18 protein-coding genes are annotated in these 24,763 nt (G+C 39.9%); 13 read left to right on the plus strand and 5 right to left on the minus strand.

The window, feature by feature from the left end:
• Positions 1-70 precede the first annotated feature (70 nt).
• The 4 genes from I7804_RS08140 to I7804_RS08155 all read left to right on the plus strand — a co-directional run bounded on the left by I7804_RS08140 (position 71) and on the right by I7804_RS08155 (position 2,677).
• A complete protein-coding gene (locus I7804_RS08140) occupies positions 71-1,171 on the plus strand; it encodes an ABC transporter substrate-binding protein (RefSeq protein WP_248405883.1) in 1,101 nt (366 codons plus the stop codon).
• A gap of 19 nt (positions 1,172-1,190) precedes the next feature.
• Positions 1,191-1,427, plus strand: a complete 237-nt coding sequence (locus I7804_RS08145) for a hypothetical protein (protein ID WP_248405884.1) — start codon at positions 1,191-1,193, stop codon at positions 1,425-1,427.
• Positions 1,428-1,431: 4 nt separating this feature from the next.
• Positions 1,432-1,815 (plus strand): DUF4342 domain-containing protein, encoded by a 384-nt coding sequence (locus I7804_RS08150; RefSeq protein ID WP_027205119.1) that lies wholly within the window; start codon positions 1,432-1,434, stop codon positions 1,813-1,815.
• Positions 1,816-2,248: 433 nt separating this feature from the next.
• Positions 2,249-2,677 (plus strand): metal-sensing transcriptional repressor, encoded by a 429-nt coding sequence (locus tag I7804_RS08155; protein WP_248405885.1) that lies wholly within the window; start codon positions 2,249-2,251, stop codon positions 2,675-2,677.
• Positions 2,678-2,689: 12 nt separating this feature from the next.
• On the opposite strand, the gene I7804_RS08160 is transcribed toward I7804_RS08155, so the two are convergent.
• The gene (locus tag I7804_RS08160) at positions 2,690-3,589 is read right to left on the minus strand and encodes an AraC family transcriptional regulator (RefSeq protein ID WP_248405886.1); all 900 of its coding nucleotides are present in this window, start codon (positions 3,587-3,589) and stop codon (positions 2,690-2,692) included.
• A gap of 392 nt (positions 3,590-3,981) precedes the next feature.
• Between I7804_RS08160 and I7804_RS08165 the strand changes: the two genes are divergently transcribed.
• The 5 genes from I7804_RS08165 to I7804_RS08185 all read left to right on the plus strand — a co-directional run bounded on the left by I7804_RS08165 (position 3,982) and on the right by I7804_RS08185 (position 10,500).
• Positions 3,982-5,352, plus strand: a complete 1,371-nt coding sequence (locus I7804_RS08165) for an MFS transporter (protein WP_092043577.1) — start codon at positions 3,982-3,984, stop codon at positions 5,350-5,352.
• Between the two features lie 397 nt (positions 5,353-5,749).
• Positions 5,750-6,646 (plus strand): alpha/beta hydrolase, encoded by an 897-nt coding sequence (locus I7804_RS08170; RefSeq protein ID WP_248405887.1) that lies wholly within the window; start codon positions 5,750-5,752, stop codon positions 6,644-6,646.
• 172 nt (positions 6,647-6,818) lie between these two features.
• Positions 6,819-8,666 (plus strand): AAA family ATPase, encoded by a 1,848-nt coding sequence (locus I7804_RS08175; RefSeq protein ID WP_248405888.1) that lies wholly within the window; start codon positions 6,819-6,821, stop codon positions 8,664-8,666.
• 94 nt (positions 8,667-8,760) lie between these two features.
• On the plus strand, positions 8,761-9,255 hold the full coding sequence (locus I7804_RS08180) for a pyridoxamine 5'-phosphate oxidase family protein (RefSeq protein WP_022757945.1): 495 nt from the start codon (positions 8,761-8,763) through the stop codon (positions 9,253-9,255).
• A gap of 192 nt (positions 9,256-9,447) precedes the next feature.
• Positions 9,448-10,500, plus strand: coding sequence for a M42 family metallopeptidase (locus tag I7804_RS08185; RefSeq protein WP_248405889.1), 1,053 nt, complete (start codon positions 9,448-9,450; stop codon positions 10,498-10,500).
• Positions 10,501-10,622: 122 nt separating this feature from the next.
• Here I7804_RS08185 and I7804_RS08190 read toward each other — a convergent pair whose 3' ends face one another.
• Positions 10,623-11,504 carry a substrate-binding periplasmic protein gene (locus I7804_RS08190; RefSeq protein ID WP_022755325.1) on the minus strand — a complete coding sequence of 294 codons (882 nt, stop codon included), beginning with the start codon at positions 11,502-11,504 and terminating at the stop codon, positions 10,623-10,625.
• 480 nt (positions 11,505-11,984) lie between these two features.
• Entirely contained in the window at positions 11,985-13,169 is a 1,185-nt protein-coding gene (locus I7804_RS08195; RefSeq protein WP_022755323.1) for an acetyl-CoA C-acetyltransferase, read from the minus strand.
• A 549-nt stretch (positions 13,170-13,718) separates the two neighbouring features.
• Here I7804_RS08195 and I7804_RS08200 point away from each other — a divergent pair.
• The 3 genes from I7804_RS08200 (at position 13,719) to I7804_RS08210 (ending at position 17,345) form a co-directional block, all read left to right on the plus strand.
• Positions 13,719-14,204, plus strand: coding sequence for a hypothetical protein (locus I7804_RS08200; RefSeq protein ID WP_146204752.1), 486 nt, complete (start codon positions 13,719-13,721; stop codon positions 14,202-14,204).
• A gap of 128 nt (positions 14,205-14,332) precedes the next feature.
• Entirely contained in the window at positions 14,333-15,415 is a 1,083-nt protein-coding gene (locus tag I7804_RS08205) for an alpha/beta hydrolase (protein ID WP_248405890.1), read from the plus strand.
• A gap of 301 nt (positions 15,416-15,716) precedes the next feature.
• Positions 15,717-17,345: an IS1182 family transposase gene (locus I7804_RS08210; protein WP_248405891.1), complete on the plus strand. Its 1,629-nt coding sequence runs from the start codon at positions 15,717-15,719 to the stop codon at positions 17,343-17,345.
• A 299-nt stretch (positions 17,346-17,644) separates the two neighbouring features.
• Here the strand turns inward: I7804_RS08210 and I7804_RS08215 are convergent, their stop codons facing one another.
• The gene (locus I7804_RS08215) at positions 17,645-22,285 is read right to left on the minus strand and encodes a pectinesterase family protein (RefSeq protein ID WP_248405892.1); all 4,641 of its coding nucleotides are present in this window, start codon (positions 22,283-22,285) and stop codon (positions 17,645-17,647) included.
• A gap of 316 nt (positions 22,286-22,601) precedes the next feature.
• On the opposite strand from I7804_RS08215, the gene yfcE reads away from it, so the two are divergent.
• A complete protein-coding gene (gene yfcE, locus I7804_RS08220) occupies positions 22,602-23,165 on the plus strand; it encodes a phosphodiesterase (RefSeq protein ID WP_027218442.1) in 564 nt (187 codons plus the stop codon).
• A gap of 324 nt (positions 23,166-23,489) precedes the next feature.
• Here the strand turns inward: yfcE and I7804_RS08225 are convergent, their stop codons facing one another.
• Positions 23,490-24,620, minus strand: a complete 1,131-nt coding sequence (locus tag I7804_RS08225) for an alpha/beta hydrolase (protein ID WP_248405893.1) — start codon at positions 24,618-24,620, stop codon at positions 23,490-23,492.
• Between the last annotated feature and the right edge of the window lie 143 nt (positions 24,621-24,763).

The raw sequence follows: 24,763 nt of genomic DNA on the forward strand, positions 1-24,763 counted from the left end.
AAAAAGACTTGGCAGGATTATATCTATTTTATCTATAATAAGTATTCAATCAATATGTATATGCGGCTGTATGGATCAAAACAGTTCATATCTTCAGGATTACGGACAGATGGTCAATGAAACTGAAGCTGACTCCAATGCTTCGGATACTTCTTTTAATGATGTAGCAGAGTCGGAATCATTGGATGAAGCCGGGATATATGTCAATACAGGAGATACCATCACAGTTGGTTTTTCACAGATAGGAGCCGAGTCTGACTGGAGGCTTGCCTGCACCAATTCTGTGGTATCGGCATTTACAGCAGAAAATGGCTACAATCTCATATATGATGACGCCCAGCAGAAACAGGAGAATCAGTTCAAAGCAATCAGAGAATTCATAGATCAGGATGTTGATTATATAATCCTTGATCCTATCGTTGAGACCGGTTGGGAAGGCGCCCTTCTTGAAGCTAAGGAAGCAGGGATTCCGGTTATAATCGTCGATAGAAGAGTAAGCGTAGAGGATGATTCATTATATACCGCCTGGGTCGGAGCTGATTTCTATCTTGAAGGAGCAAGAGCCTGTGCATGGCTTGATGCCTTTCTTTCTAAAAAAAATATTGAAAGTGAGATTGGCATAATAGATATTCAGGGAACGCTTGGAGCGTCTGCTCAGATAGGCAGGAGTAAGGCACTTGAAGATGCTGTGGATACCCATGATAACTGGACTTTGCTTGCAGCAGAAAGCGGAGATTTTGTCAAAGCAAAAGGCCGGGAAGTCATGGAGCAGATGATAGAAGAGTATGGCTACAAGATAGACATAGTCTACTGTGAGAATGACAATGAGGCCTACGGCGCTATAGAGGCATTGACTGATGCCGGCTACAAGATAGGAAGTGATATTGAGAATGGTGATGTGATGATCATCTCTTTTGACTCAACAAGAGAGGGCCTGGAGCTTACACTCGATGGGACGATAGCAGTTGATACAGAGTGCAACCCTTTGTACGGGCCTGTCCTGACACAGACTATCGCCTGCCTTGAAAACAATACCTATCTGCAAAAAGAAAGCTATGTTCTTGAAAGTCAGTTCTCGGCGGACAGAACGGTATATTCCACAAGAATAGATGGAAATACATACAAGGTAACTATACTGTCACAAGATATAATCGATCAGAGAGTATACTAGTGTGCTGGCTCATTCATATTTGATTAAATATGAACGAGTCAGTACACTAGAACTGGCATGGCAAATTAACCTGCTTAATTCGCTGATTTTGCACTTTTTTATTAGAAAAATAATGTTAGAATTATCTTGTAAGCACGAAGTGACTGCCGCAGATGACGGTGGTTGCCACAAAGCTTATGATCCGGTATCTGATCTGACCGGAGATGTTTCTTATTTATTTTCAATGGAAAAATTTATTGGCCACGAAAGGAGATAAAATTATGGATATCACAGTTGAAGCAGTAGAAAAGGTAATTGACGCTACAGGCGTAGATTTTAAGACTGCAAAGAAGGCACTTGAAGAGACAGATGGTAATCCTGAAGATGCTATCAAGTATCTGACTCCTGAGAAAGATAATACTGAGGTTCAGGACATCATCGATAAGATCAAAGCCAGGGTTGAAGAGGGCAATGTTACAAAAGTTCAGATCCGCCGCAAGGATGAAGTGCTCCTTAGCTTACCTGTCAACGTAGGAATTATCGGGGGCGTTGTAGGTGTGGCAGCAGCACCGTGGGCATTCATCGCAGGCGCTATCGCAGCATTCGGATTTGGATGCACAGTTGAGATCGTTAAGAAAGACGGAACTGTTGATAAGGTAGAGTGAGCTGATAACAGAATATGACAATTTAGTCAAAAGTCATATTGATCGCTGGCTATTTGAGTCAGGATATGATCTTAAATTTGACAATGTGTATGAGCAGCTGGTAAGACTGTAAAGTTTTACCAGCTTTTGTTTTATGACTTCATGTTGATGGCAAAATGAGCGGCCCCGCAGGTTTGGTATGTTACACGCCGTGAACGGGAAGGTTGAGCTTGCGGCGCAAGTGCTCAAATCTTATAATATGACGTAAGGGTCAAAAGTCATTTCGATTCGAGCTTGCTCAAAATCGAATATGAATTTATGACCCGCCAAACATGAGCAAAGTAGCACGTAGTGCGGATTTGCGAATGTTTGAGGGTGCAAGACATCCGGGGATGTCTGCTTTGCGCCGACCGGAGTGGAACGTAGATGTGAGAGTTTCGAAGAAGAGGTTAGGATGAAAAAAAGAGATGATATTAAAACTCATACGCATATAGATGAAAATGGTCATGAGTATACCCATACGCATGAAGACCATGATCATGTGCATGCTCATGACAATAATACACATGAAGGCCATGATCATGCTCATACTCATACTCATCACTCTCATTCACATACCCATGACCCCAAGGAGATGAAAAAGATCATAAATCGTATCTCCAAATCAATCGGTCATATGGAATCCATCAAGCGTATGCTTGAAAATGGTGAAGACTGTGCTGATGTTCTAGTTCAGATAGCAGCAGTTAAATCAGAGATCAATAATGCAGGCAAGGCACTACTCAAAGAGCACCTTGATCACTGCATAGTAGAAGCGGTAGCTCAAAATGATACCGAGTCTGTAGACAAGATGAACAAAGCAATTGATTATTTTATGAAGTAAGATTCACACCTTTTAGGTGGTGGTGTACTTTTTTCTGTACTTTAGAGGTGTGATTCCCTCGTATTTGTTGAACATATTTATCAGACCTCTTGCATCTGAGAATCCGCAGTCCATGGCTATTTCGAGAACGGACTTGGAAGAGCCTGTAAGAGCATCCTTGGCAGAATTGATACGCATTCTTGTCAGGAATTCTTTATAGGTTATTCCCATATTGGATCTGAAGAATCTGGAAAAATAGCTGGCAGAGTATCCAAAGTGCTGTGCGGCAGACATCTCATTTATATCCAGCCTGTAGTTATCTTCTGTATAAGAGATTATCTTTCTTAAAATATCAGCATTTTTTCTGTCTTTTTTAGGCATTTCCATGTCTTTAAGAGTCAGGTCATCTCTGCAGATATAATATAAAAGCTCATGTACCAGGCCGATGAGGCGCATATTTTCGTATTTATTCAAAGCTTTTCCATCAGCATATCTTGCAAGATCTTTCATTATCTGAGCGGGTCTTTCTTCGCTTGTTTTAAATACCGGCAGGAAGTACAGGTCTTCAAAGTTTGGAATGAAGCTTCGAAGAAATGAATCACTTATCTGAAGCACGGTAGTCAGTGTCTCAGGCATGTCATCATATGGAGTTGTCCTGTTGGATATGACCTTGTGAATACTTCTTGAGTTAACGATGATGAACTGGTCAGCTTCCAGATGGTGAGGTACACCATCTGTATAGTATATTCCGTCATTTGAATAAGAGTAGACTATTTCAAGCTCGTTGTGCCAATGATCGAGAACATCACTGGCAGTAGAAAGGTTACCGTTTCTGTAAAGATCCCTTTTATGCACATTTAATATATTGAAAGGCATCTCTGTATGGTAGTGTACTACTTCATATGAGATATCTTGAGTGGTTGATTCCGGCATATTTTCCCCTTATACGTCAGATTATATTTGGCAAAAAAGTTTTTATTGCATCAGGTATAAAAAATTAAGATATGATATCAGGCGCTTTAAAAGACAGCTTGATATAGACATACTGTTATATGTATCAGAGATAATTATATAAGACGAAGATTAAAAGTCAAGAAAACGTAATTTTTGTGGCAAGAAATGTAAAGAGCAAATTATCAATTTTTAATATATTAGTTTCCAGAGAAGGAATTAAGGGTCCGGTTTTATAATAGCTATTAAAACAGCGATGAAAAGTGATCCGGTGGCTTACATATCTGTATTACCGGCATAAGCCAATAGAGCATAGGAGGTACGCAAGGATAGTAACAGCCGGATCGAGGACCCTATATAAAGGGAGGAAACATATGGAAGCTATATACGAACAAAGTCAGGACAAGAAAGTACGTCTATCTACCACAGAGAAATTATCTTATGGAATTGGTGACTGCGGCGCCAATGTAATAGTTGCTCTGGCATCATCTTTTCTCACAGGATATTATACAGATACTGTAGGAGTTGCTGCAGCTGCTATAGGAACCATGATGTTGCTATGCAGAGTATTTGATGGTATTACTGATCTTATTATGGGTGCAATTGTTGACAAGACTAAGTCAAAATATGGTAAAGCAAGACCGTGGCTTTTGTGGACAGCACCACTTATGGGAATATCACTCTTTTTGATATTCAACGTACCGGCATCACTTGGTGCAACTGGTAAGCTTATCTACATCTATCTTACATATATCTTCCAGAACTGCATCATCTATACAGCTAACAACCTGCCTTACAACGCACTTCTTAGCCGTATGACACTTGATGTACAGGACAGAGCTCAGACAGCTTCTATCAGATTCGTGATGACTCAGGTTACATCACTTATCACAAACGTAATCACAGCTAACCTTATAGCAAGCGTCGGCTGGAGATCAATATCAGCTATCTATGGTACTGTTGCATGTGTTATGTGCGTTCTGTGCTTCCTTGGAGTAAGAGAGCACGTAGATGCTGAGGATGATGGAACAGTCAAAGTAGAAAGAGTTCCGCTTTCAAAGGCTCTTCCGGCACTTTTTAAGAACAAATATTTCTTCATTCAGGCACTTATGTTCATGTTCCTGTACATCAACGTAGTAACAACAGGTTCTATGACCTACTATTTCTGCAACAGCGTACTTGGAAACATCGCATTCCTTTCATGGACATCAGTAGCCGGAACTGTACCTGCTATGATCGTAAATCTTATGATGCCGGGACTTGTTGCAAAGTTTGGAAAAAGAAAACTCATGATCACAGGCGCAACAATCATGGCTATAGGCTCATGCATCATCGGAGCAGCAGGTTCTAACCTTCCACTTGTAGTACTTGGACTTATAGTTAAGGGATTTGGTACAGGACCTATCATGTCAGGAATCTTCGCAACAACAGCTGACGTAGTTGACTATGGTGAATGGAAGACAGGAGTTCGTTCTGAAGGACTTGTTAACAGCTGCACAAGCTTTGGTATGAAAGTTGGTATCGGCCTTGGATCAGCTATCTGCACATGGATCATCGCAATCGGCGGATATGTAGGAACTGCAGAAGTCCAGACAGAAGCTGCGCTTGCATCAATCCGTTTTGGATATGGATACTTTGGAGCAATCCTGTCACTGGTAGTACTTGCACTGTGCATCATCATGAACATTGACAAGCACATCGACCAGATTCAGAGAGACCTTGAAGCTAAGAGATCTATGGCTTAAATGGTATAAAGGCATTTCAACCAAAATAGGGGATAGGAATTAAATAATAGTGCGGATGAACTGATTTTAGGTTCATTCGCATTATTAAATAACAAGTGTAGTAATAAGACTATAATTGATATAATGAGGTAGGTGTCAAAAGTTCCTTTTGACACCATATGACTACCGGATTGTTCCGTTTCTTCGAAACTCTCACAATCCTCAAACATTCGCAAATCCGCACTACGTGCTACTTTGCTCATGTTTGGCGGGTCATAAATTCATATTCGATTTCGAGCAAGCTCGAATCGAAATGACTTTTGACCCTTACGTCATATAATAAAATATAGTTAAAAAATATTATTAAAAAGAATATTTTTGGGTAAAAGATATATATATACGAAGTGAGGTAGTAAATATGTCAAAGACAAGCGACACAATAAGAGAAATGTTTTCAAAAGGCGATGCCATGAGAGATGCAGGCCTTGAGATTCCTGCAGATATAAAAAGATATAGTGATATTGCTTATGGTGATAAAGGTCAGCATCCGCAGTGGCAACTTCTAGATGTATACAGACCTGCCAATATTCAGGAAGATAAGAAACTTCCGGTGATCGTAGTCATCCACGGCGGCGGATGGGTATATGGTGACAAGGAAGTATACAAGTACTACTCAGCTTCTCTTGCACAGAGAGGCTTTGCAGTAGTTTGCTATTCATACAGACTTGCACCTGAATATACATTCCCAGCTAGCCTTGAAGATTCTTGTGCTGTTATTAACTGGATCGTAGATAATGCAGATAAATACGGCTTTGACCTTGATAATATCTTCGGTGTTGGCGATTCTGCAGGTGGTACGCTTATAGGTATTACAGCAGCCTTCCTTACCAACAAGGAGTATGCTGACAAGTTCGATTTCACAGCATCCGACAAGTTCAGGTTCAAAGGCATTGCATTCAACTGCGCTGCATTTGAGATAAAGTCTGTAAAAGAAGCTGATGACAACATGGGATCACTTATGGACGATCTTTTTGGCAAAAAAGTCACAGATGATGATCTTGAAGTTGTGAATACAGGTAACTACATTACAGACGCTTATCCGCCATCCTTCCTTATGTCTGCAACAGGAGACTTCCTCAAGGATGAGCTTCCCAAGATGGCAGAAGTTATGATCAGAAACTCTGTACCATTTACCTGCAAGTACTATACAAGTCCAAATGGAGAACTCGGACATGTATTCCACTGTAACATGAGACTTCCGGAAGCTGTCCAGTGCAACGACGACGAAGCACAGTTCTTTAAATCGCTGATATAAAAAGAAAATAGTTCTAAAGTATTGAATACCCCCTTCCATGCGAACAAGAGAAATAATATAATCTTGTACTGCTTGGAAGGGGGCTTTTTGTGGAAAAACGGGAAATGATATTATTGAAACTTCCCATTTCCCGTTTTATTATATTAATATAATAAAAACTTTGAGGTGGAACATGGATTATATCACATCAGCAAAAGCTGCAGAAAAACTTGGAATATCCCGTAGAATGGTAAATGCAATGTGCCAGAAGGGAACTATAAGCGGTTCCAAAAAAGTTGGCAATAGATGGATGATACCACTTGATTATATCGAAAAAATGGGAAATGGGAAATTTTCAAACAAACCACTTCCCATTGGCGTCTCTGATTTTGCCAAGGCTATTACAGATTATTACTATATAGACAAGACTTTGCTGATAAAAGAATTAATCGATAACAGGCCGCTTGTTTCTCTTTTTCTACGTCCCAGACGTTTTGGTAAGACATTGAATATGGATATGCTTCGTACCTTTTTTGAAAAAGCTGAAAAAGATACAAGTGTATATTTTCAAAAAACCAAAATATGGTCTTCTGGACGGGAGTATAGAGAATATCAAGGCAAATTTCCTGTTGTGTATTTTAATTTTAAAGATATGAAGTTCGATAAATGGTCTGAAATGCTTATAAATATAAAAGCAATTATTCAGTCAGAGTATGAAAGACTTATATCTCAAATAGAGCAGAGTAATCTAACGGAGCTTGATAGAGTCTATGTTGATAAAGTCATTAATGGTACATTAGAAGAAGCTCTGTGGTCGGGAACATTGGGGAAGCTTACGCAGATTCTGGACAGGTACTGCGGCAAGGCCCCTATAATAATGATAGATGAATATGATACACCTATTCAGCAAGGACATATGTATGGATTTTATAATGAAGTCATAGGCTTTATGAGAAACTTTCTATCAGGTGGGCTCAAGGACAATAAGCATATGACAATGGCTTTTCTGACCGGTATATTAAGAGTCGCTAAGGAAAGCATATTCAGCGGACTAAACAATCTGATGGTCAATTCTGTTATAGATAACAATTATAGTTCGTACTTTGGATTTACAGAACCAGAAGTAAAAAAACTCCTAAAGGACTACGGCGTATCTGAGCAATTTGCAAAGGTCAAGGAGTGGTATAATGGATATCATTTTGGTGATACGCAAATATATAATCCATGGTCGGTACTTAATTATGTATCTCAAAACTGTATCACCAAAACCTATTGGCAATCTACCGGAAGTAATGATGTCATAGGCGAGATTATCTCAAACGGATCCAATGAACTTATAGAGGAGATAAGAGAACTTCTTGGAGGAGGCAAAAAAAGTGTATATCTTGATATATCTGTAGTATATCCGGAGATAGGGAAAAGCTTTTCTTCTGTTTATAGTTTTTTGCTTATGGGAGGGTATCTTACTCTTGATTCAGCGGAATCACTGTATGATGGTAATACTGTAGGAGAAGTCAGGATTCCCAATATAGAAGTGATGCATGTTTTTGAACAGGAGATACTTTCAAGAACTGGGAATATAGTCTCAGGTGAAGATGCTATTGGTTTCCAGCACGCGCTTTTAAGTAAGAATAATGAAGAAATGCAGAAACGATTAACTGAATTTCTAAAGGAGACGATCAGCTATTTTGATGCGTCTGCAGAAGGTTTCTACCATGGTATGCTTCTGGGGCTAAGTGCCTCATTGAATAGGTTTTATGAGATTAAGTCCAATAGAGAAGCCGGTGATGGGCGCTATGACATAGCGCTTATTCCGAAAGCCAAGGATAATACAGGATACATAATTGAAGTAAAATCTCTATCAAAAGTCAAAAAAAATATATCCGAAAATGACTTGTTACAGCTACTTGACTACGAAGCTCAAATGGCTTTAGATCAAATAGATGATATGCATTATGCAGATGCTATGAAGAAAGCAAAGATATATAAAATTGGAGTGGCATTTTACAAAAAGAATTGTCGCGTGATCGGAAGAAAATGAGAACATTAAGTATAATATGATGTAAGGAGCAAAAGTCATTTTGATTAGAGCTTGCTCGAAATCGAATATGAATTTGCACAGATCGGAGGAAATTATGTTCAGAAAAATGAGAAGATTCAGGCAGCAGCTACCGGATGAAGAGGCAATCAAGATCCTTGAAAATGGCAAAACAGGCGTACTTGCTGTTAATGGTGATGATGGTTATCCGTATACAGTTCCTATCAACTATCTGTATAGGGACGGTAAGATCATAATCCATGGTGCCAAGGCAGGTCACAAGTATGATGCCATGCTTAAAAGTGATAAGGTATCCTTCTGCGTTATCGACAAGGATGAAGTCGTTCCGGATAAGGTTACCAATTACTTTAGAAGCGTAGTAGCTTTTGGACGAGTTAAGATAATAGAAGATGAAGACTTGAGAAAAGAAGCCGCGCTTGCCATAGGCAGGAAGTTCTCTCCTGAAGAAGCTGTTCAGGAAGACATGAGAAGATCATATGCCAATGTTGTGATGTATGAAATTAGTATAGAGCACCTGACAGGCAAAGAGGCTATAGAGCTTGTGGCTATGAAGGCGGCTCAAGATAAATAGCTAAATTATATACAGCCGATGTCGTAATAGATGGAAGAAGCTGTACAGTAACTAATACACAGACGACTGCCAAATGATATTTATGACGTCTTGAATGAAGTGACAATAATTCATAATTTTGTTAAAAATGGTATAGTGTATTTGAAAAAGATTTTTGAAAAAACAACTTAAGAAAGAATAAAGGTGTTAGAAATGGCTAGAAAGAAAAATGATTTTAAGGTTTACACAGATTTTATCATGGAGAAGAGTAAGGAGCTTCTGTCAATTGACTCTCCTACAGGCTATACAGATGATGCAGCAGCCTGGGTCAAGAAGGAGTTTGAAACACTTGGCTTTAAAGCTTCATTTACAGGTAAGGGCGGCGTTCTTGTAGAACTTGGTGGCAAGGATAAGAAAAATGGCCTCTTCCTTGAAGCCCATACAGATACTCTTGGCGGCATGGTATCTTCTATTAAGGGAACAGGTCGCCTTGTAGTAACACCTCTTGGCGGAATGAATGCTAATAATGCTGAGACAGAGAATGTCCGTATTGTTACTAAGTTCGATGGAGATTATGAAGGAACATTCCAGCTTGTAAATGCATCAATCCATGTTAATGGTGAGTACAATGATATCAAGAGGACTTTTGATACCTGCGAAGTTGTCCTTGATGAAGATGTTAAGTCTAAAGAAGATGTTGAAAAACTTGGTATAAGCGTAGGCGATATCGTATGCTTTGATCCTTGTACACGTATCACAAAGTCAGGTTATATCAAGAGCAGATTCCTTGATGATAAGTTCAGCGTAGGTATACTTCTTGGATATGCCAAGTATCTTAAGGATAACAAGATCACTCCAAAGCGTGCAGTATATGTACATGTAACTGTATTCGAAGAAGTAGGTCACGGCGGATGTGCATCAGTTCCTGAAGGCGTAACAGAAGCAATCTCAGTTGATATGGGATGCGTCGGCGAAGGTCTTACATGTACAGAGCGTCAGGTATCCATATGTTCCAAGGATAGCGGCGGACCCTACGCTTATTCAGTAGTTAAGGGACTTATAGAAGCTGCTAAGAAGATGGGCGCTGACTATGCTGTTGATGTATATCCTCATTACGGATCTGACGTAGAAGCTACACTTCGTGCAGGCTTTGATGTTAAGCATGGTCTTATCGGCGCAGGAGTATATGCTTCTCACGGTTATGAGAGAAGCCATAGAGACGGAGCTGAGAATACACTTAAACTTCTTATAGGCTATATAGATTGATATTTAATAAGTATCAAAAGCATACTTTTTGGTTACTATAGTAAAACCACTGCCAATCATTACAAAAACAAGATATTGGCAGTGGTTTTTATATCTTTACAATTATTCAGATTTACGAACTATTATTTTTTTCTTAAGATAGCTTCATTATCAGAGAAATAATACTCACTGATATATACACCTTCAGGAACAGCAAATATAGAATCAGTAGCAACTGTATCTGTAGGCGAGAGCTTGCTTCCGTTGAACATGATGTAGTCGATAGTTTCAAGTCTTACAGGATTCTGAGCATTTGAGAAATCCATAGACAGAACCCAGAAGATCATATCAACCTTGCCGGATACAAGAGCAGCAGCGCGGCTTCCGGAATTGATCGTTACAAGCTCAATATTCATATCAAGTCTCTTGCCAAGCTCTGCAAGGATTGCCGTATTGAATCCCATAGGAGTTCCGTCTTCTGATACATAGTCCATAGGAGGAAGATCGCCTGTTACTCCGACCTTTAATGTATCTCTTCCATCTACAGTTTCAAAAGTGACTGCTTCAGGCTGACCGCCTTCTATTATCTTGGTTATATATTCATCCTGAAGACTTGATAGCGTCCCATCTTCCTGCATAGCGATGATCGCGTCGTTGCAGGCAGGAAGGAGATCAACATGGGCTTCGCCAACGCCCAGAGAGTAGTTCTCCAAAGGATCAGCTGTTTCTACAACATACTTGCCATCTCCTTGAGTATTAGCGATATATTCTGCTACGGACTTACTCAGAGGAATATAATCAATATCACCGCGGTCCAGTCCCAGGAGCATGGTAGACAGATCATCGTAGCGGACTACGCCCGACTCGGTGCCATCGGTATAGTGAATGACATATTCATAGCTAAGGCTTCCTGCCAGCTCGCCTGATGTAGATCCGGAATCTGTGGCAGTTGTTCCATTATTACCGCATGACATCGTGAAGATACATGAAACAGTTAAAATAGCAGATAACAGTGATTTTTTCATAGTGCTCCTTTCGATTGCTGCTTCATACGCTTATAGATATTGATTGAGAAAATACCGATATGCTCTATAGCTCCATTCCCTTTTATTACTCTTACATTTGGTCGTTTATAAAGTGTTGCAAGGCTGAGAATAATAATACCCATACCATATACATTCTTATCGGATGATATTATCCATTTGTTTAGAAAAAGAATAGAAGATATGACCTTAATATGTCGAGAATCATAGATTTAAAGGTAAAAGTTTTAGTAATAAGAAATAGAAATAAGATAATAAACTTCCCTGGCATGACACTGACCAAGTGGGAAGTCTGCAAATAAACAAGAAAATGAATAAGAAAATGAAAGAGAAAATAGATAAATTTTTAGAATATAAATAATAACACATGGAGCTTTAGCGATAATCTACCAAAGTTCCATGTGTTTTTCGCGTGAAATATTAATTTCAATCAAACTACTATTATTGTTATGCCTGAAAGTATTATTCGCGCTCTACAATTGCAGCTGCGCCCATGCCGCCGCCTACGCACAAGGTTGCAAGACCTTTCTTGGCATCCCTTTTCTCCATCTCATGAAGGAGAGTGACGAGGATTCTGGTGCCGGAACATCCTACAGGGTGACCCAGGGCGATAGCTCCGCCGTTGACATTGAGCTTGTCCATATCAAATCCAAGATCCTGGCCTACTGCAACAGACTGAGCTGCGAAAGCTTCGTTAGCTTCGATAAGATCAAAGTCACCAATCTTGTAACCGCACTTATCCATTACTTTTCTTGTAGCAGCAACAGGTCCGATTCCCATGATCTGAGGATCTACGCCTGCAAGCTCGCCGCCGATCCATGTTGCCATAGGCTTAACGCCAAGTTCTTTAGCTTTCTCTTCGCTCATAACGATGATGGCAGCAGCTGCATCATTGATACCTGACGAATTGGCAGCAGTTACAACGCCTCCGTCCTTCTTAAATGCAGGCTTGAGACCTGAGATGCTTTCTGCTGTAACACCGGCACGCGGTCCTTCATCTGTATCGAAGAGGATAGTTTCTTTTTTCTTCTTAACTTCTACAGGAACTATCTCATCCTTAAACTTGCCTTCTGCGATGGCTTTCTGAGCCTTCTGCTGGCTCCATGCTGCGAACTCGTCAAGCTGCTGCCTTGTAAGGTGCCACTGCTCAGCAATATTCTCAGCTGTGATGCCCATGTGATAGTGATAGAATGCGTCTGTAAGAGCATCTGTGATCATGGCATCTTCCATAGTAGCCGGTCCCATACGATATCCAAAACGAGCCTGACGCAGAAGATAAGGAGCCATGGACATGTTCTCCATACCACCAGCTACGATGATATCAGCATCGCCCATAGAGATGAGCTTGGCAGCAAGGTTCACACAGTGAAGACCTGAACCGCACAGTACGTTGATGGTAGTAGCAGGAACCTCAACAGGTATACCTGCATTGATAGCTGACTGCCTTGCAGGATTCTGACCAAGGCCTGCCTGTATTACACAGCCCATGTAGACTTCATCAACCTGCTCTGGCTTAATGCCTGTTCTTTTTAGTGCCTCTTTGATAACAACTGTTCCAAGCTCAGGAGCAGGTGTATTAGAAAGAGTTCCTCCCATTGTTCCTATAGCCGTACGACACGCGCCGGCAAGTACAACCTTTCTTCCCATAAATACCTCCAATATGTTTTGTATTGCAGATGTATACATCTGTAAAAAATACTACTAATAAATATTATATTCTTGAAGTAGAGAGATTTCAAAACTAAACTTAAGAGCGCCTCTTCCTTGATTTGTTTTTTATTGTTGTAAAGTGGCGTTTTTATCAGGGAGTTATTCGTTTCATGAAAATGTCATTTGTCTCATTAAAATGTCATTCGTCGAATGAAATGTGCAATTTGTCGGAAAGTCATTTACAAAGCTCTAATTGTATGTATAATGACAAAAGCGCTTGGCGGTTGCGGTTTGTGCAGATATATCTGATAAGCAATTCCAGCGTCATCATGTGCAGATGTAGATACAGACAGCATGATTAAAATAGCTAAGATAAAGTTTCCTAGTACTTAAAAAAAAATCATATAGATTCGATTTTTATTATTCGAATCTATATGATTTGCACAAGAATGAAAAATACTATGTGGTAGGAGATAGTGTATTATTATTCTTTAATGTAGACCATATAGATTGATCGCTTTTTAGGTAGAAAGGTTTTGGATTACAGTGGAAGCAGTTTGTTTTGCAAGTGGTTGTATTATACCGATATGTTTGTTTTTGACAATTATATATTGGATTAAAGGAATAAGATATAAGAAATCCAAATATTTTAGAGGAAAGGTCATTTATAGTAGAGGGACAAAGATTGTTGTAGTAAATAGGAGGCGTGGTGAGATATATGAGACATATAATGTTAGCTATGAATATAAAGGTAAGACACTGGAAGGAGAAGTGTGCACCAGTGAAAAAGGTCTAGAACCTGGAGATGATATCTTTATTTATATATATGATCCGGAAGGAGTTCATGAAATCCAATCAGATATAAACTGGAGAAAATTTAAATTTTCTGCTGGGTTTAGTTTGCTAATGACGGTAGTGTTTTTGATAAGTTGGTCTTTACGATCAAGTATTGAAACAACACATTCCTATACGCATTTTGATGAGGAAGAGATGAAAAAACTAGTTGAGGAGTATTTGGAACATAAAAAATAGCGTGAAAGAAATAACTCGAATTAATGAATGCCAATAGCATTATTATAGCAATATATAGCTTGTGAGCGGCTTTTTACATGATTATGATGATATTAGAATATGAAAAATGCAGTTCAAAGGGGCCGGTTATGAGAAAGAAAAGCATTTCGATTTTATTGGCAGCAGTTATGACCGCATTGTGCGCATGTGGTGCAAATTCACAGGAGGATAAAGGTATGGGAGCAGAAAACAGTAACGAAGAGATTAGCATGGAAGTAGCAAATAGTAGCGAAGAGAGCAGCGTGGCTACAGATAACAGCAGTGAAGACTTAAGCTCTTTTGCTTCAGGAATAAAGACAGAGGATGACTCAGAAGGTGCTGACACAGAGTTCGTTCTTAACGATGAGATAGATGAAAGATGTCCATTACTAATCGAGTCAAAGCGCGGTGATGTAGAATACGGCGAGTTCACACATGCAACTTATTATTCTGAAACCTGCGGACTGGAGAGGGGTTATAGCATACTTCTTCCTGCAGACTATAGCGAAGATAAGCAGTATCCGGTTTTATACCTTTTACATGGTATCTTTGGTAATGAGTATTCTTTTTCCTCAGATGGAGAGAATAGAATTAAAGAGATCGTAGGCAATATGGCGGCAGATGAGCTCATAGAAGAGACAATCGTTGTGTGCCCTAACATGTACGCAACATCTGATCCTAATCAGCAGCCTGGTTTTGATAGCGAGAGCGTTCTTCCTTACGATAACTTTATCAACGACCTTGTCAATGACCTTATGCCTCACATTGAGAGCGAGTATTCAGTCCTTACAGGTAGGGAAAATACTTATCTTGCAGGCTTTTCAATGGGCGGTCGAGAGACAATTTATATCACCCTTCAAAGACCTGAGCTTTTTGGCTATGTCTGTGCGATATCTGCAGCTCCGGGAATTGTTCCTACAACAGACAAATTCATGACTCACGAAGGAATGATAGAAGAGAGCGAGATGAAATTTGCTGACGGTGCAGTAGAGCCGGAGGTATTCATTGTCTGCTGCGGTAGCAGGGATTCAGTAGTTGGAACATATCCAAAGCAGTATCATGAGCTTTTAGAAGCTAACGGCGCTGATCACATCTGGTACGAGATTACAGGCGCAGATCATGATAATAATGCTATCAAGAGCGGTCTTTTCAATCTCTTCAAGCAGATCGCCTATGATAAGAGCAAGTCTTAAACTATAGTTCCCGATCAACTTTTCTAACCACGTTTCAACGACACCTCTGCAGGGCAGGAGATCTTAAATAGCTTGTAGCAATCATTCATGATCTTTGTTGCCTCTGTTGTCAGTTCGGCAAAATCTTACAAAGAATGATTACACAATTATAATTGAAATTCGATGGGATTTTGTGTCAAATACGGTATAATCCATTGAAAAGGGGCTGTCGCACTAAGTAATTAGTGCTCAGCTCCCTGTTTATGCCCAAAACACAAAAACCAGGCTTCGAAAAGCCTGGTTTTTGCTGTAAAATATGTTTATGCGACTAAACCAAATCTTACAAGGAGATTATACAGTATCTTCCTTGTATCATCAAATCAAACTTCCGCTAGACATAGAAATATCTATTCCATCTGATGATCCGGTACGCCTGGTTAGTGCATTTGTGGAGGAGATGAATCTTTCTGATCTTTATGAGACTTATGACAGAATCAGAAAGAGTCAGGCCTCACCGCGTCAGATGCTTAAGATTGTTATCTATGCAGCAATGAACAGAATCTATTCCAGTCGTGATATTGAATCATCCTGCAAAAGAGATATCAATTTCATGTATCTTCTTGAAGGTGCACCCGCACCCGATCATTCTACATTAGCAAGATTTATTTCCCTACATCTCTCACAATGTTCAAAGTCTGTAATGTCGCAGGTTGGAACTATACTTCTGGATCTTGGAGAGATATCAGGTGAGAATATATTTATCGATGGAACAAAGATTGAATCTGTTGCCAACAAATATACTTTTGTATGGAAAAAAGCCGTGACCAAGAACATGGCTAAACTTGCAGAGAAAATCTGTATGTTCTGTGCGGAATGCGAAGAACTCTATGATTTTAAGGTTGTATATAAAGACCAGATATCACTTCGCACTTTGAAACGATTAAGAAAGAAGCTTTACAAGATCAAAAAAGATGAGGCTATCGAGTTTGTACATGGCATTGGTAAAAGGAAAACAATGCTTCAACGCTCAATCGAAAAACTTGAAGAATATACAGAAAAGCTTAAAGAATACACAAACAAGCTTTATAAATGTGGCAGACGAAATAGCTATTCTAAAACGGATAACGATGCCACTTTCATGAGAATGAAAGAAGACGCTATGCTTAATGGTCAGCTTAAACCTGCATACAACCTGCAGCATGGTGTTGATGCAGAATATGTAACCTGGCTCGGCATTTACCCGAATCCAACAGATACTCTTACTCTGATACCTTTCCTAAAAGATATGGAAGAACATCTTCCCTTCAAATATAAAAACATAGTTGCTGATGCCGGTTATGAAAGTGAAGAGAATTATGTTTTCATTGAAAACAACGATCAGACCGGATATATAAAACCACAGAATTATGAACTGTCAAAAACAAGAAAGTTCAAAAAAGATATCAGTAAACGAGAAAACATGGACTATGATTCTGAAACTGACAGTTATACTTGCAAGAATGGAAAAAAGCTCTTAGCTGTATCCAAAAGAAAACAAAAGACAGCGACCAGTTACCAACGTGAAGTAACAATATATGAGTGTGAAAGTTGCCATGAATGCCCATTCAAGAAAGACTGCATAAAAGGCAATAACTGTAAAACTCCATTTGAAGATAGGAAAAAGGTTCTTTCTGTATCAAGAAAAATGGAAGAAAAACGTGCAGAATGTCTTGAACGAATAACTAGTGATTATGGAACACAGCTACGAATGAACCGTAGCATACAAGCAGAAGGTTCGTTTGCAAACGTGAAAGAAGATATGAATTTCAGACGATACCTTTATAAAGGAAGTGAGAATGTTCTGGCACAGAGTACACTTTTGGCAATAGCTTTTGACATCAACAAACTCCACCATAAGATTATGTCTGAGCGAACCGGAACACATCTATTTGAACTGAAAAAAGTGTCATAAATTTTGAATTTTAAAATAAAAAATTTGTATCAGCGTCGATAATTCAATCGGCTTATTAAAGTACGCCCAAAGACAGAGTATATAAAAAATATATAGTAAAAAAGCCGTTTTTAAGGCATGAAAAAGGGGCCTCGCCCAGATGATCAAATCATCTAGTGCGACAGCCCCTCTTTTACAATCTATTGAATCAGAGATTCATGATTATGAATTTTTTAATCTCATGTCGCGAGTAAAGTGAGCTACTAATGGTTCCAATTGATGAAGCTTGCGACATCAATTGGTTTTGTATATGGAAGTCTTCAAGCTTTTTCTTCGCGTTCCTGCATCTCGATGATGAATATTACCATGCAGCATGCAAGCATGATGATTGCAAGGTGTGCTGCGATAGAGGAACTATCACCTGTAGAAGCAAGTCTTCTTCCTGAGATACTGCTGTCGCTATTTGAAGCAGATGTTCCATCTTCGGAAGGTGTTACTGAAGTGTTAACAGTAGCTGTATCCTGATCTCTGGAAGCTCCAAGTACAGCGCTTTCGTTTGTTGATGCTGGGCTGCTTTCAACATTAGATGTCTCGTTATTATTCTGAGTAGCAGAAGCACTTCCTTCAGAAGCTGTATTAGAAGCTGTCTGAGTTGCGGATGCACTTCCTGTGTTAGCAGCATTACCGGAAGCAGTAGTATTACCTGCTACAGCTGTGTTAGAGCTGTTTGATCCTGAAGCTTCAGTAGAACCGGTAGAGCTTTCATTAGAAGCCTCAGTAGAGCCTGTTGAGCTTTCATTAGAAGCCTCAGTGGAGCCAGTTGAGCTTTCATTAGAAGCTTCAGTAGAGCCTGTTGAGCTTTCATTAGAAGCTTCAGTAGAGCCTGTTGAACTTTCGTTAGAAGCTCCTGTATTAGCATTTGCAGGATCATCACTAGGATCATTTTCAGGATCAACTACTGGCTTTGGCTCCGGAGTAACTATACTAACTGATGTAAGAGTAGGCTCCCAGCCAAGCAGCTTAGTATAACCTGCAAAGGTAAGACCAAGCTCTTCAAGATCTTCTATGTTCTCATAAATAGTACTGATATTATTAGTGCCATCAGCAGTTTTTCTTTCCTTTACGACTTCAAGTGTGTTTGAATCATAAGTATTGAATTCTCTATATGTTACAGTATAAGGCTCTCTGCCACTCATCTTGAACCAGCCGTCCTTGTGGATAGTAACACCTCTTGAGATAGTTGTATTACTAAATGTAACCATGGTCTTGGTATCCCAAGGTCTTCCGAGATAGCTTGCGCCAAGTTTTTTGCCGCTATTAGAAATAGCTACTTTAGACTCTGCTATAAATGGATCAGAAACATCTGAAGTTGTAGTAGTATTAGGACCAGTAATAGTGCAGTCTTCAAAGAGGTATCCGTATGTAGAACCTTCGCCTCTTGCAGCTGTGATATATGAGTGCTTCTTGGCACCATCTGAGTAGCCTTCAAAGTGAAGCTCGCAGTTTTTGAATGCCCAGTCGCCATATCCGAAGATATAGTCAGTATTACCAGATATCTTACTATCTATGAAGTAGCCACGTGTTCCAGGACCTGTATAAAGTGTATCCTGGCTTCCAAGAACTGTTACGTTATAGAACTCTGCATCGGCAGCTTCTATAGCAAGTGCGGTAGCTCTCTCTGTAGCTGCTACGCATGTTACATCTGCGCCTTCTTTTCTTTCGAAAGAAGTCTTTGAGTCGCCATATGCTGCGGCGTTAAGTGTTACGCCGTCTTCAAGCTCTTCTTCAGTCATATAGAGGTTGAAGGAGTTCTCGAAAGTGATACCGCTTGCTTTGAAGCCTGTTGCATTCTTCTTGACATATGTTGAAGCGCCCCACTTAGTAACAGTTCCCTTAGAAGTCTGGTTGTAAGCTGCCTCTTCATCATAATATCCGTTCTTGGCACTATAATAGGTATAGCCGATTCCATAGTACCATGTAAGCTTAACATCGCCGTCTGCAAGAAGAGTTACATTAGGTGTGTTTATAACAATCTGTTCTCTGTATGTTCCGGCATTTATCTGAACTACTACGCGATGGTCACCGGTTCTTGTGTTAGTGATAGCATCGATAGCTTCCTGAACTGTATCGAAATTGTAGTCTCTGCCGTCTGTATATCCTACGTATACTCTGTCTGCATCGCCTACTGTGATGTCAGATTTCTTTTTACCAAAATAGAGGTCTCTTGTAGTATCTTCGCCTGCTACAGTAACTGTAGTAGAAGTTGTGTATTTAGTATTAGATACCTTGACTTTGTAAGTACCGTCTCTAAGACTTACTTCATATCCTGCGTTATCAGCCAGAACAGTTGCCTCATACTTAGCCTTATCCTTGGTATTTACAAATGTAAGTGTTCCAAGATCTGCATCTGCAGTAAGGCCTATGAACTTACCTGTTACCTTGTAAGAGTTAATAAGTGTTGCAACAAAATCATAACCAGAGAGTTCATCATCTTCAGAAACAGTTATCTTGTTATCTGCAGCGATCTCATAATCAGGGCAGTCTGTAAGAGATACAGTGTATTCTATACCAGGTACTACGTTAATGCCTTCATATGATCCGTCTTTTGCAAGAGTTACTGAAACTTTATTATTTTTAGAATCAGTAAATGTGATCTGTGACTTGTTTTTCTCAATATATTCTTCGTCAATTCCTGTTACAGTGCCGCTTATAGCTACTGTAGATGCCTTGATTATAGTGATGTCATGAGTTGATGTACCAGAAGCAACTGTATTAGTGCTGTCACTTACATCATATCCTACAGGTCCTACGATGCTGATGCTGTAGCTATGACCGTTTTTGAGGTATACTGCGTATTTGTCATTATTATAGTCGATATCAGCGTATACGCTTCCTACACTTTCATCATCTGTACATGTAAAAAGAAATTTATAATCATCAGAAAGTGACTGTCCATCTTCGAAACTGATGTTTCCTGAAAGGACGCTCTGGCTCTTATTTCCTTTTACAATTCTGTAAAAATCAGGCTTGCCGCCATTGGTATTCTCTGTATAGATTGTGTATGTACCGCTTGTAGTAGCAGTGAATGTATAGGATGCAGGACTTCCCGCATTTAATGTAAATGTCTCATCCTGAGAACCGTCAGCTGACTTGAAGTGAGCTGTCTCTGTTGTGGCTGTGGCAGAAGAGCTGAACTTAACTCCCATATAAAGAGTAAAAGTATCGCCCTGCTCAACGTTTGCTATTGTGATGTATCTGCTAGTAGGAGCTCCCTTCTTGATAGAAGTCTTACCATTACCGTAGTAATAACCTGATGATGTGTAGTCATCAAATGAGTAGATACCTTTTTTATTAGTTGCTTGATAGGTCTTACCTTCAATGCTTGTTGCTGTATAGAATCTGTCGCCTTTGCCCATATAAAGAGTAAGGTCGCCAAAAGATACAGAAGTATTTGAAGTTACGCTGGATGTCTTAGTATTGCCCTTGCTGTCAGTGTATGAACCGATTGAACTGATGTTTTCGATGTCTTTGGTAGAGATCATGTCTGTGGCACCTTCGATGCCTGATGCCTGACCACCAAAATCCCATACGGATATATCGCCGTTTCCTTTATCATCAAGTGCTGACTTGGGATATTCGATCTCGATGCTGTAGAGATAGATCTTGCCTGTTGCAAGAAGAGTTACATAGCCGTAGCCCTTACCTGTGTATTCGTATGTATCTCCTGAGAGGAGCTTGGTCTCTCCATCTGCAAGGAAAGATGAACCGTTATCATAATAAGTTACCTTAAGAGTTCCTGCTCTGTTAAAAGGAACTACTATAAGAGTTGTGTCATTGACAAGTGCGTCATCCTTAGAATCATTATCTCTGGGCTCGAACTTACCTGTAGATGCATCAATATAAAGTTCCTTATAGCTTCCTGTTTTACCTTCGTATTTGACATATGATTCTGCGTCATATTCTGTGAAGTCCCAGGTATAATTCTTAACAGGATATGAGAAGAACTTAGTATAGTCTGTTTCTTCCGGCTCTGTGACCTCGGGTTCTTCAGCTTCCTTCTTGGATATTGTAAGGCTCTGAAGATATGTAGAATTGTCATCTGCAGCATTTATTGTAAGCTTTACAAGTGCAGCCTGATCACCACTATATTCATAGGTGTATGTGAATTGATGATTAGCCCCTGTTATCTCGGCACTTGTTATATCAGAATCTGCTCCGTCGCCAGCTATGCTGAGTTCAAGATTATAGTTATTCTCATATGCAAGAATGGTGATAACAGAGTTTGCAGGAACTGCAAAATATAATACTGTTCCGGCGTTGAACTGTCCCCATGATGCACCATTAGGAGCGTATTTGCCGGCTGTAGTGGTATCTATATATAAGTTATTATATAAAAGATGATCTACATCTACAGATGAACCATACTGTACTGTCTGATTTATTCCATTAGTAGAAAAATCCCATGAAGTATAATCTGCTTTTGAAACATCAACAGGGATCTCATTAGCTGCATCATCTGCTGTGTTATCAGAAGCTTTTGCTTCTTTCTCTGAACCGTTAGCGCTCTTATCTTTATCAGCGCTGGATTTATCAGATTCAGATTCTGCATTAGCTTCGCCATTATTAGAATCAGAAGTATCATCGCCTGCAGCATCATCTGCTGTAGCTGTTGTATCGCCATTAGAAACGCTATTATCAGATCCTTTATTGCTATCTGTCTGATCGTTAGCTGCAGTGCTTTCGCCTGATCCTGTATCAGAAGAGGAGCCTTTTTCAGCCTCTGAATCCGTTACATTGCCGGAAGTATTATCTGCTGGCACAGCTTGTGTATTTGTAGTTTCAGTTTGCTGATCATTTTCCTGCGCCATGCTCTTTACAACATTGCCGCCAAGAAGTGTCATAGATAGAAGCGCTGCGAGTATAAAACTTTGAACGCGCTTACTGCTAGAATTCTTTTTCATAAACAACCTGCTTTTCCGGATGTAAATCCTTTTATTTGTGGAAGCCCTTACATTGGGGGGACAAGCCACGATGGCCATAATATCAAAAAGGGTATCATCATTATTAGCATATTTTTAACTATTTTTGTAAGAGCTTTCATTCATGCGGCGAAACTCGCACTAATACTAGAGTTTCCAAACAAAAAATTTTTGATCCCTTTGAAATATAGTATTATGTAAGTGCAAAACAAAAGCTGACATCTCATTCATATAAACAGCCAACCATGTAAAGGCTGCTATATTACTGATGTTATAAGGCATGAAGAAGGAGGAAACTATGAGATATTTTATTGCCAGTGATATTCACGGTTCATATTATTGGGCTGATAAGATGATGGATAGATTTGCAGGTTCAGGTGCAGAGCGCATGATATGCCTTGGAGATATACTCTACCATGGTCCTAGGAATGATCTTCCAAGAGACTATGAACCTAAGAAAGTTATAGAACTTATGAATTCTATCAAAGACCGTATATGGGCTGTTCGCGGCAACTGCGAAGCAGAAGTTGATCAGATGGTACTGGAATTCCCTGTCCTTGCTGATTATGCGATACTGGCTCTGGGCGGTCATACATTTTTTGCTACACATGGACATCTGTATGATGAAAACAAAAAGCCCCCGCTATCAGCAGGTGATGTCCTGCTACATGGACATACACACCTGCCGGTATGCGAGAAGCTTGTATTAAATGATAAGGGTGAATACTTCTATCACTTAAACCCTGGCTCTGTCTCTATACCAAAAGGCGGCAATCCCAATAGCTATGCGGTCTTAGATGACAATGTATTCATTATATACGATTTTGAAGGCAATGTAGTAAAAGATATTAATCTCCACTGATTGTATGAATTATAGATATATTAACGCAGACTACTTACTCAGAAGAACCTGCATCACCAAAGGCTTTACAGAGGTGGGAAGTATATAGATCATTGCTACACTTTTTAATCGTTTTATAAAATTCATGAGCGTGATAGATGGAAATTTTTATTCTGACCGGGGTCCACATGTTTGAGCGAAGCGAGTTTGGACCCCAGAATAAAAATCTCCAGATATCATGCCATGAATTTATGAAACGATTAAAAGTGTGGCAAAGATCTATATACTGCCCACCCCTGTAAAGGCTTTGGTGATGCAGGTTCTTCCGATTGGCAGCCTGAAACTTTATTGGAACGCCAGCTGAGCGAAGTTATAGAAGCCCAGATACCATACGCCGAAGGTGTGGCTGCCTGTTACTTCCTGCCACATATAGTTTTCGCCGTCTACAAACTGATCACACAGAGCAGGAAGTGACTTAACTGCCGCTGAGTGAGATGAATATGCTATATTGTCCTGAAGACCGCAGATATTGTAGAAATAGTATATAGGATAGGTGTTGTCCTTAAGAAGACTTGCAGTAACTCCCGCTGTATTGCTGGTAGGTGCAGCAGAGAAGGCACCAAAATAGCCAAAGAGATCTATGCATTCTCCGATACCGATATTAATAGTCTGCATGCCGCCCATTGACAATCCTGCCATAGCGCGGTGAGCCCTTGATGCAGACATGTCATAACCATTCTCGTCATAATCTGCATAAGTGCTGTAATGAGACTCAATATAAGGAATGAGATCATTTCTAAGCTCTGATCCAAAGCTATAGAAAGATTTGAAGTCAGATCCGTCACTTGAATGGTTGGCAGCGGATCTTCCGTTAGGAGTTACGACTATAAAGGGCTCAATATCTCCAAAGTAGGCAAGATTATCCATGATGATCTTGACGCGTGATGTTGAACCTGTCATGCCCCATTCATCCTCATCGCCGCCTATACCATGCATGAGATAGAGGACATTGTACTGTTTGGACTCATCGTAGCCATATGGAAGATATACGTTAGCTTCTTTTTCTACAGGAGCGCCATCTCCATAATAGTCATGAGCTGTATAGGTGATGCGCTCGATCGTGCCTGCTTCCTTGGTATTAAGATTTGTATACTTGGGAAGGACTACGTCTGAAATCTCCGCAGTAGGAGTGCGATCTTCGTAGTCTTCTTCTGAAGCTTCGCCTGCAGAAGTATCTACGGTTGATGTCTCTAAGGCGATAGCTTCAGAGATGCCATCAGAGCTTTTGGCCACAGCTTCATCGGTTACTGTAGATGAAGCGTCATTAGTTGATGTAATACTTTCGTTTGCTGAATTGTTCATTTGCATACCCTCACTGTTTTTTGCTTTTGCCGCACATCCTGACAGACTCCCTGATATGAGCGTAAGTCCCAGAAGTATAGCGGGCATTTTCTTAGTAACTATAGCTTTCTTCATAACATGATCCCCCCGATAAGTTATGTACTTAATTAGCCGCGTTTTTGCACCTATACTTACTAATGTAAGAGCAAAATGGCTTAAAAACAATTGATATGCAGCAAGATGGCAACACTTAGGTATAAGTTCGCATGAGGTGACAA

The sequence above is a fragment of the Butyrivibrio fibrisolvens genome, from assembly GCF_023206215.1.
GTDB lineage: Bacteria > Bacillota > Clostridia > Lachnospirales > Lachnospiraceae > Butyrivibrio > Butyrivibrio fibrisolvens_C.

Bases quoted from the DNA above. Each gene is read 5' to 3' on its own strand.
- I7804_RS08205 (WP_248405890.1), top strand. From the start codon at position 14,333: ATGAGAAAGAAAAGCATTTCGATTTTATTGGCAGCAGTTATGACCGCA.
- I7804_RS08185 (WP_248405889.1), top strand. From the start codon at position 9,448: ATGGCTAGAAAGAAAAATGATTTTAAGGTTTACACAGATTTTATCATG.
- I7804_RS08225 (WP_248405893.1), bottom strand. From the start codon at position 24,620: ATGAAGAAAGCTATAGTTACTAAGAAAATGCCCGCTATACTTCTGGGA.
- I7804_RS08180 (WP_022757945.1), top strand. From the start codon at position 8,761: ATGTTCAGAAAAATGAGAAGATTCAGGCAGCAGCTACCGGATGAAGAG.
- I7804_RS08175 (WP_248405888.1), top strand. From the start codon at position 6,819: ATGGATTATATCACATCAGCAAAAGCTGCAGAAAAACTTGGAATATCC.
- I7804_RS08165 (WP_092043577.1), top strand. From the start codon at position 3,982: ATGGAAGCTATATACGAACAAAGTCAGGACAAGAAAGTACGTCTATCT.
- I7804_RS08140 (WP_248405883.1), top strand. From the start codon at position 71: ATGGATCAAAACAGTTCATATCTTCAGGATTACGGACAGATGGTCAAT.
- I7804_RS08155 (WP_248405885.1), top strand. From the start codon at position 2,249: ATGAAAAAAAGAGATGATATTAAAACTCATACGCATATAGATGAAAAT.
- I7804_RS08195 (WP_022755323.1), bottom strand. From the start codon at position 13,169: ATGGGAAGAAAGGTTGTACTTGCCGGCGCGTGTCGTACGGCTATAGGA.
- I7804_RS08160 (WP_248405886.1), bottom strand. From the start codon at position 3,589: ATGCCGGAATCAACCACTCAAGATATCTCATATGAAGTAGTACACTAC.
- I7804_RS08210 (WP_248405891.1), top strand. From the start codon at position 15,717: ATGCGACTAAACCAAATCTTACAAGGAGATTATACAGTATCTTCCTTG.
- yfcE (WP_027218442.1), top strand. From the start codon at position 22,602: ATGAGATATTTTATTGCCAGTGATATTCACGGTTCATATTATTGGGCT.
- I7804_RS08215 (WP_248405892.1), bottom strand. From the start codon at position 22,285: ATGAAAAAGAATTCTAGCAGTAAGCGCGTTCAAAGTTTTATACTCGCA.
- I7804_RS08170 (WP_248405887.1), top strand. From the start codon at position 5,750: ATGTCAAAGACAAGCGACACAATAAGAGAAATGTTTTCAAAAGGCGAT.
- I7804_RS08150 (WP_027205119.1), top strand. From the start codon at position 1,432: ATGGATATCACAGTTGAAGCAGTAGAAAAGGTAATTGACGCTACAGGC.
- I7804_RS08190 (WP_022755325.1), bottom strand. From the start codon at position 11,504: ATGAAAAAATCACTGTTATCTGCTATTTTAACTGTTTCATGTATCTTC.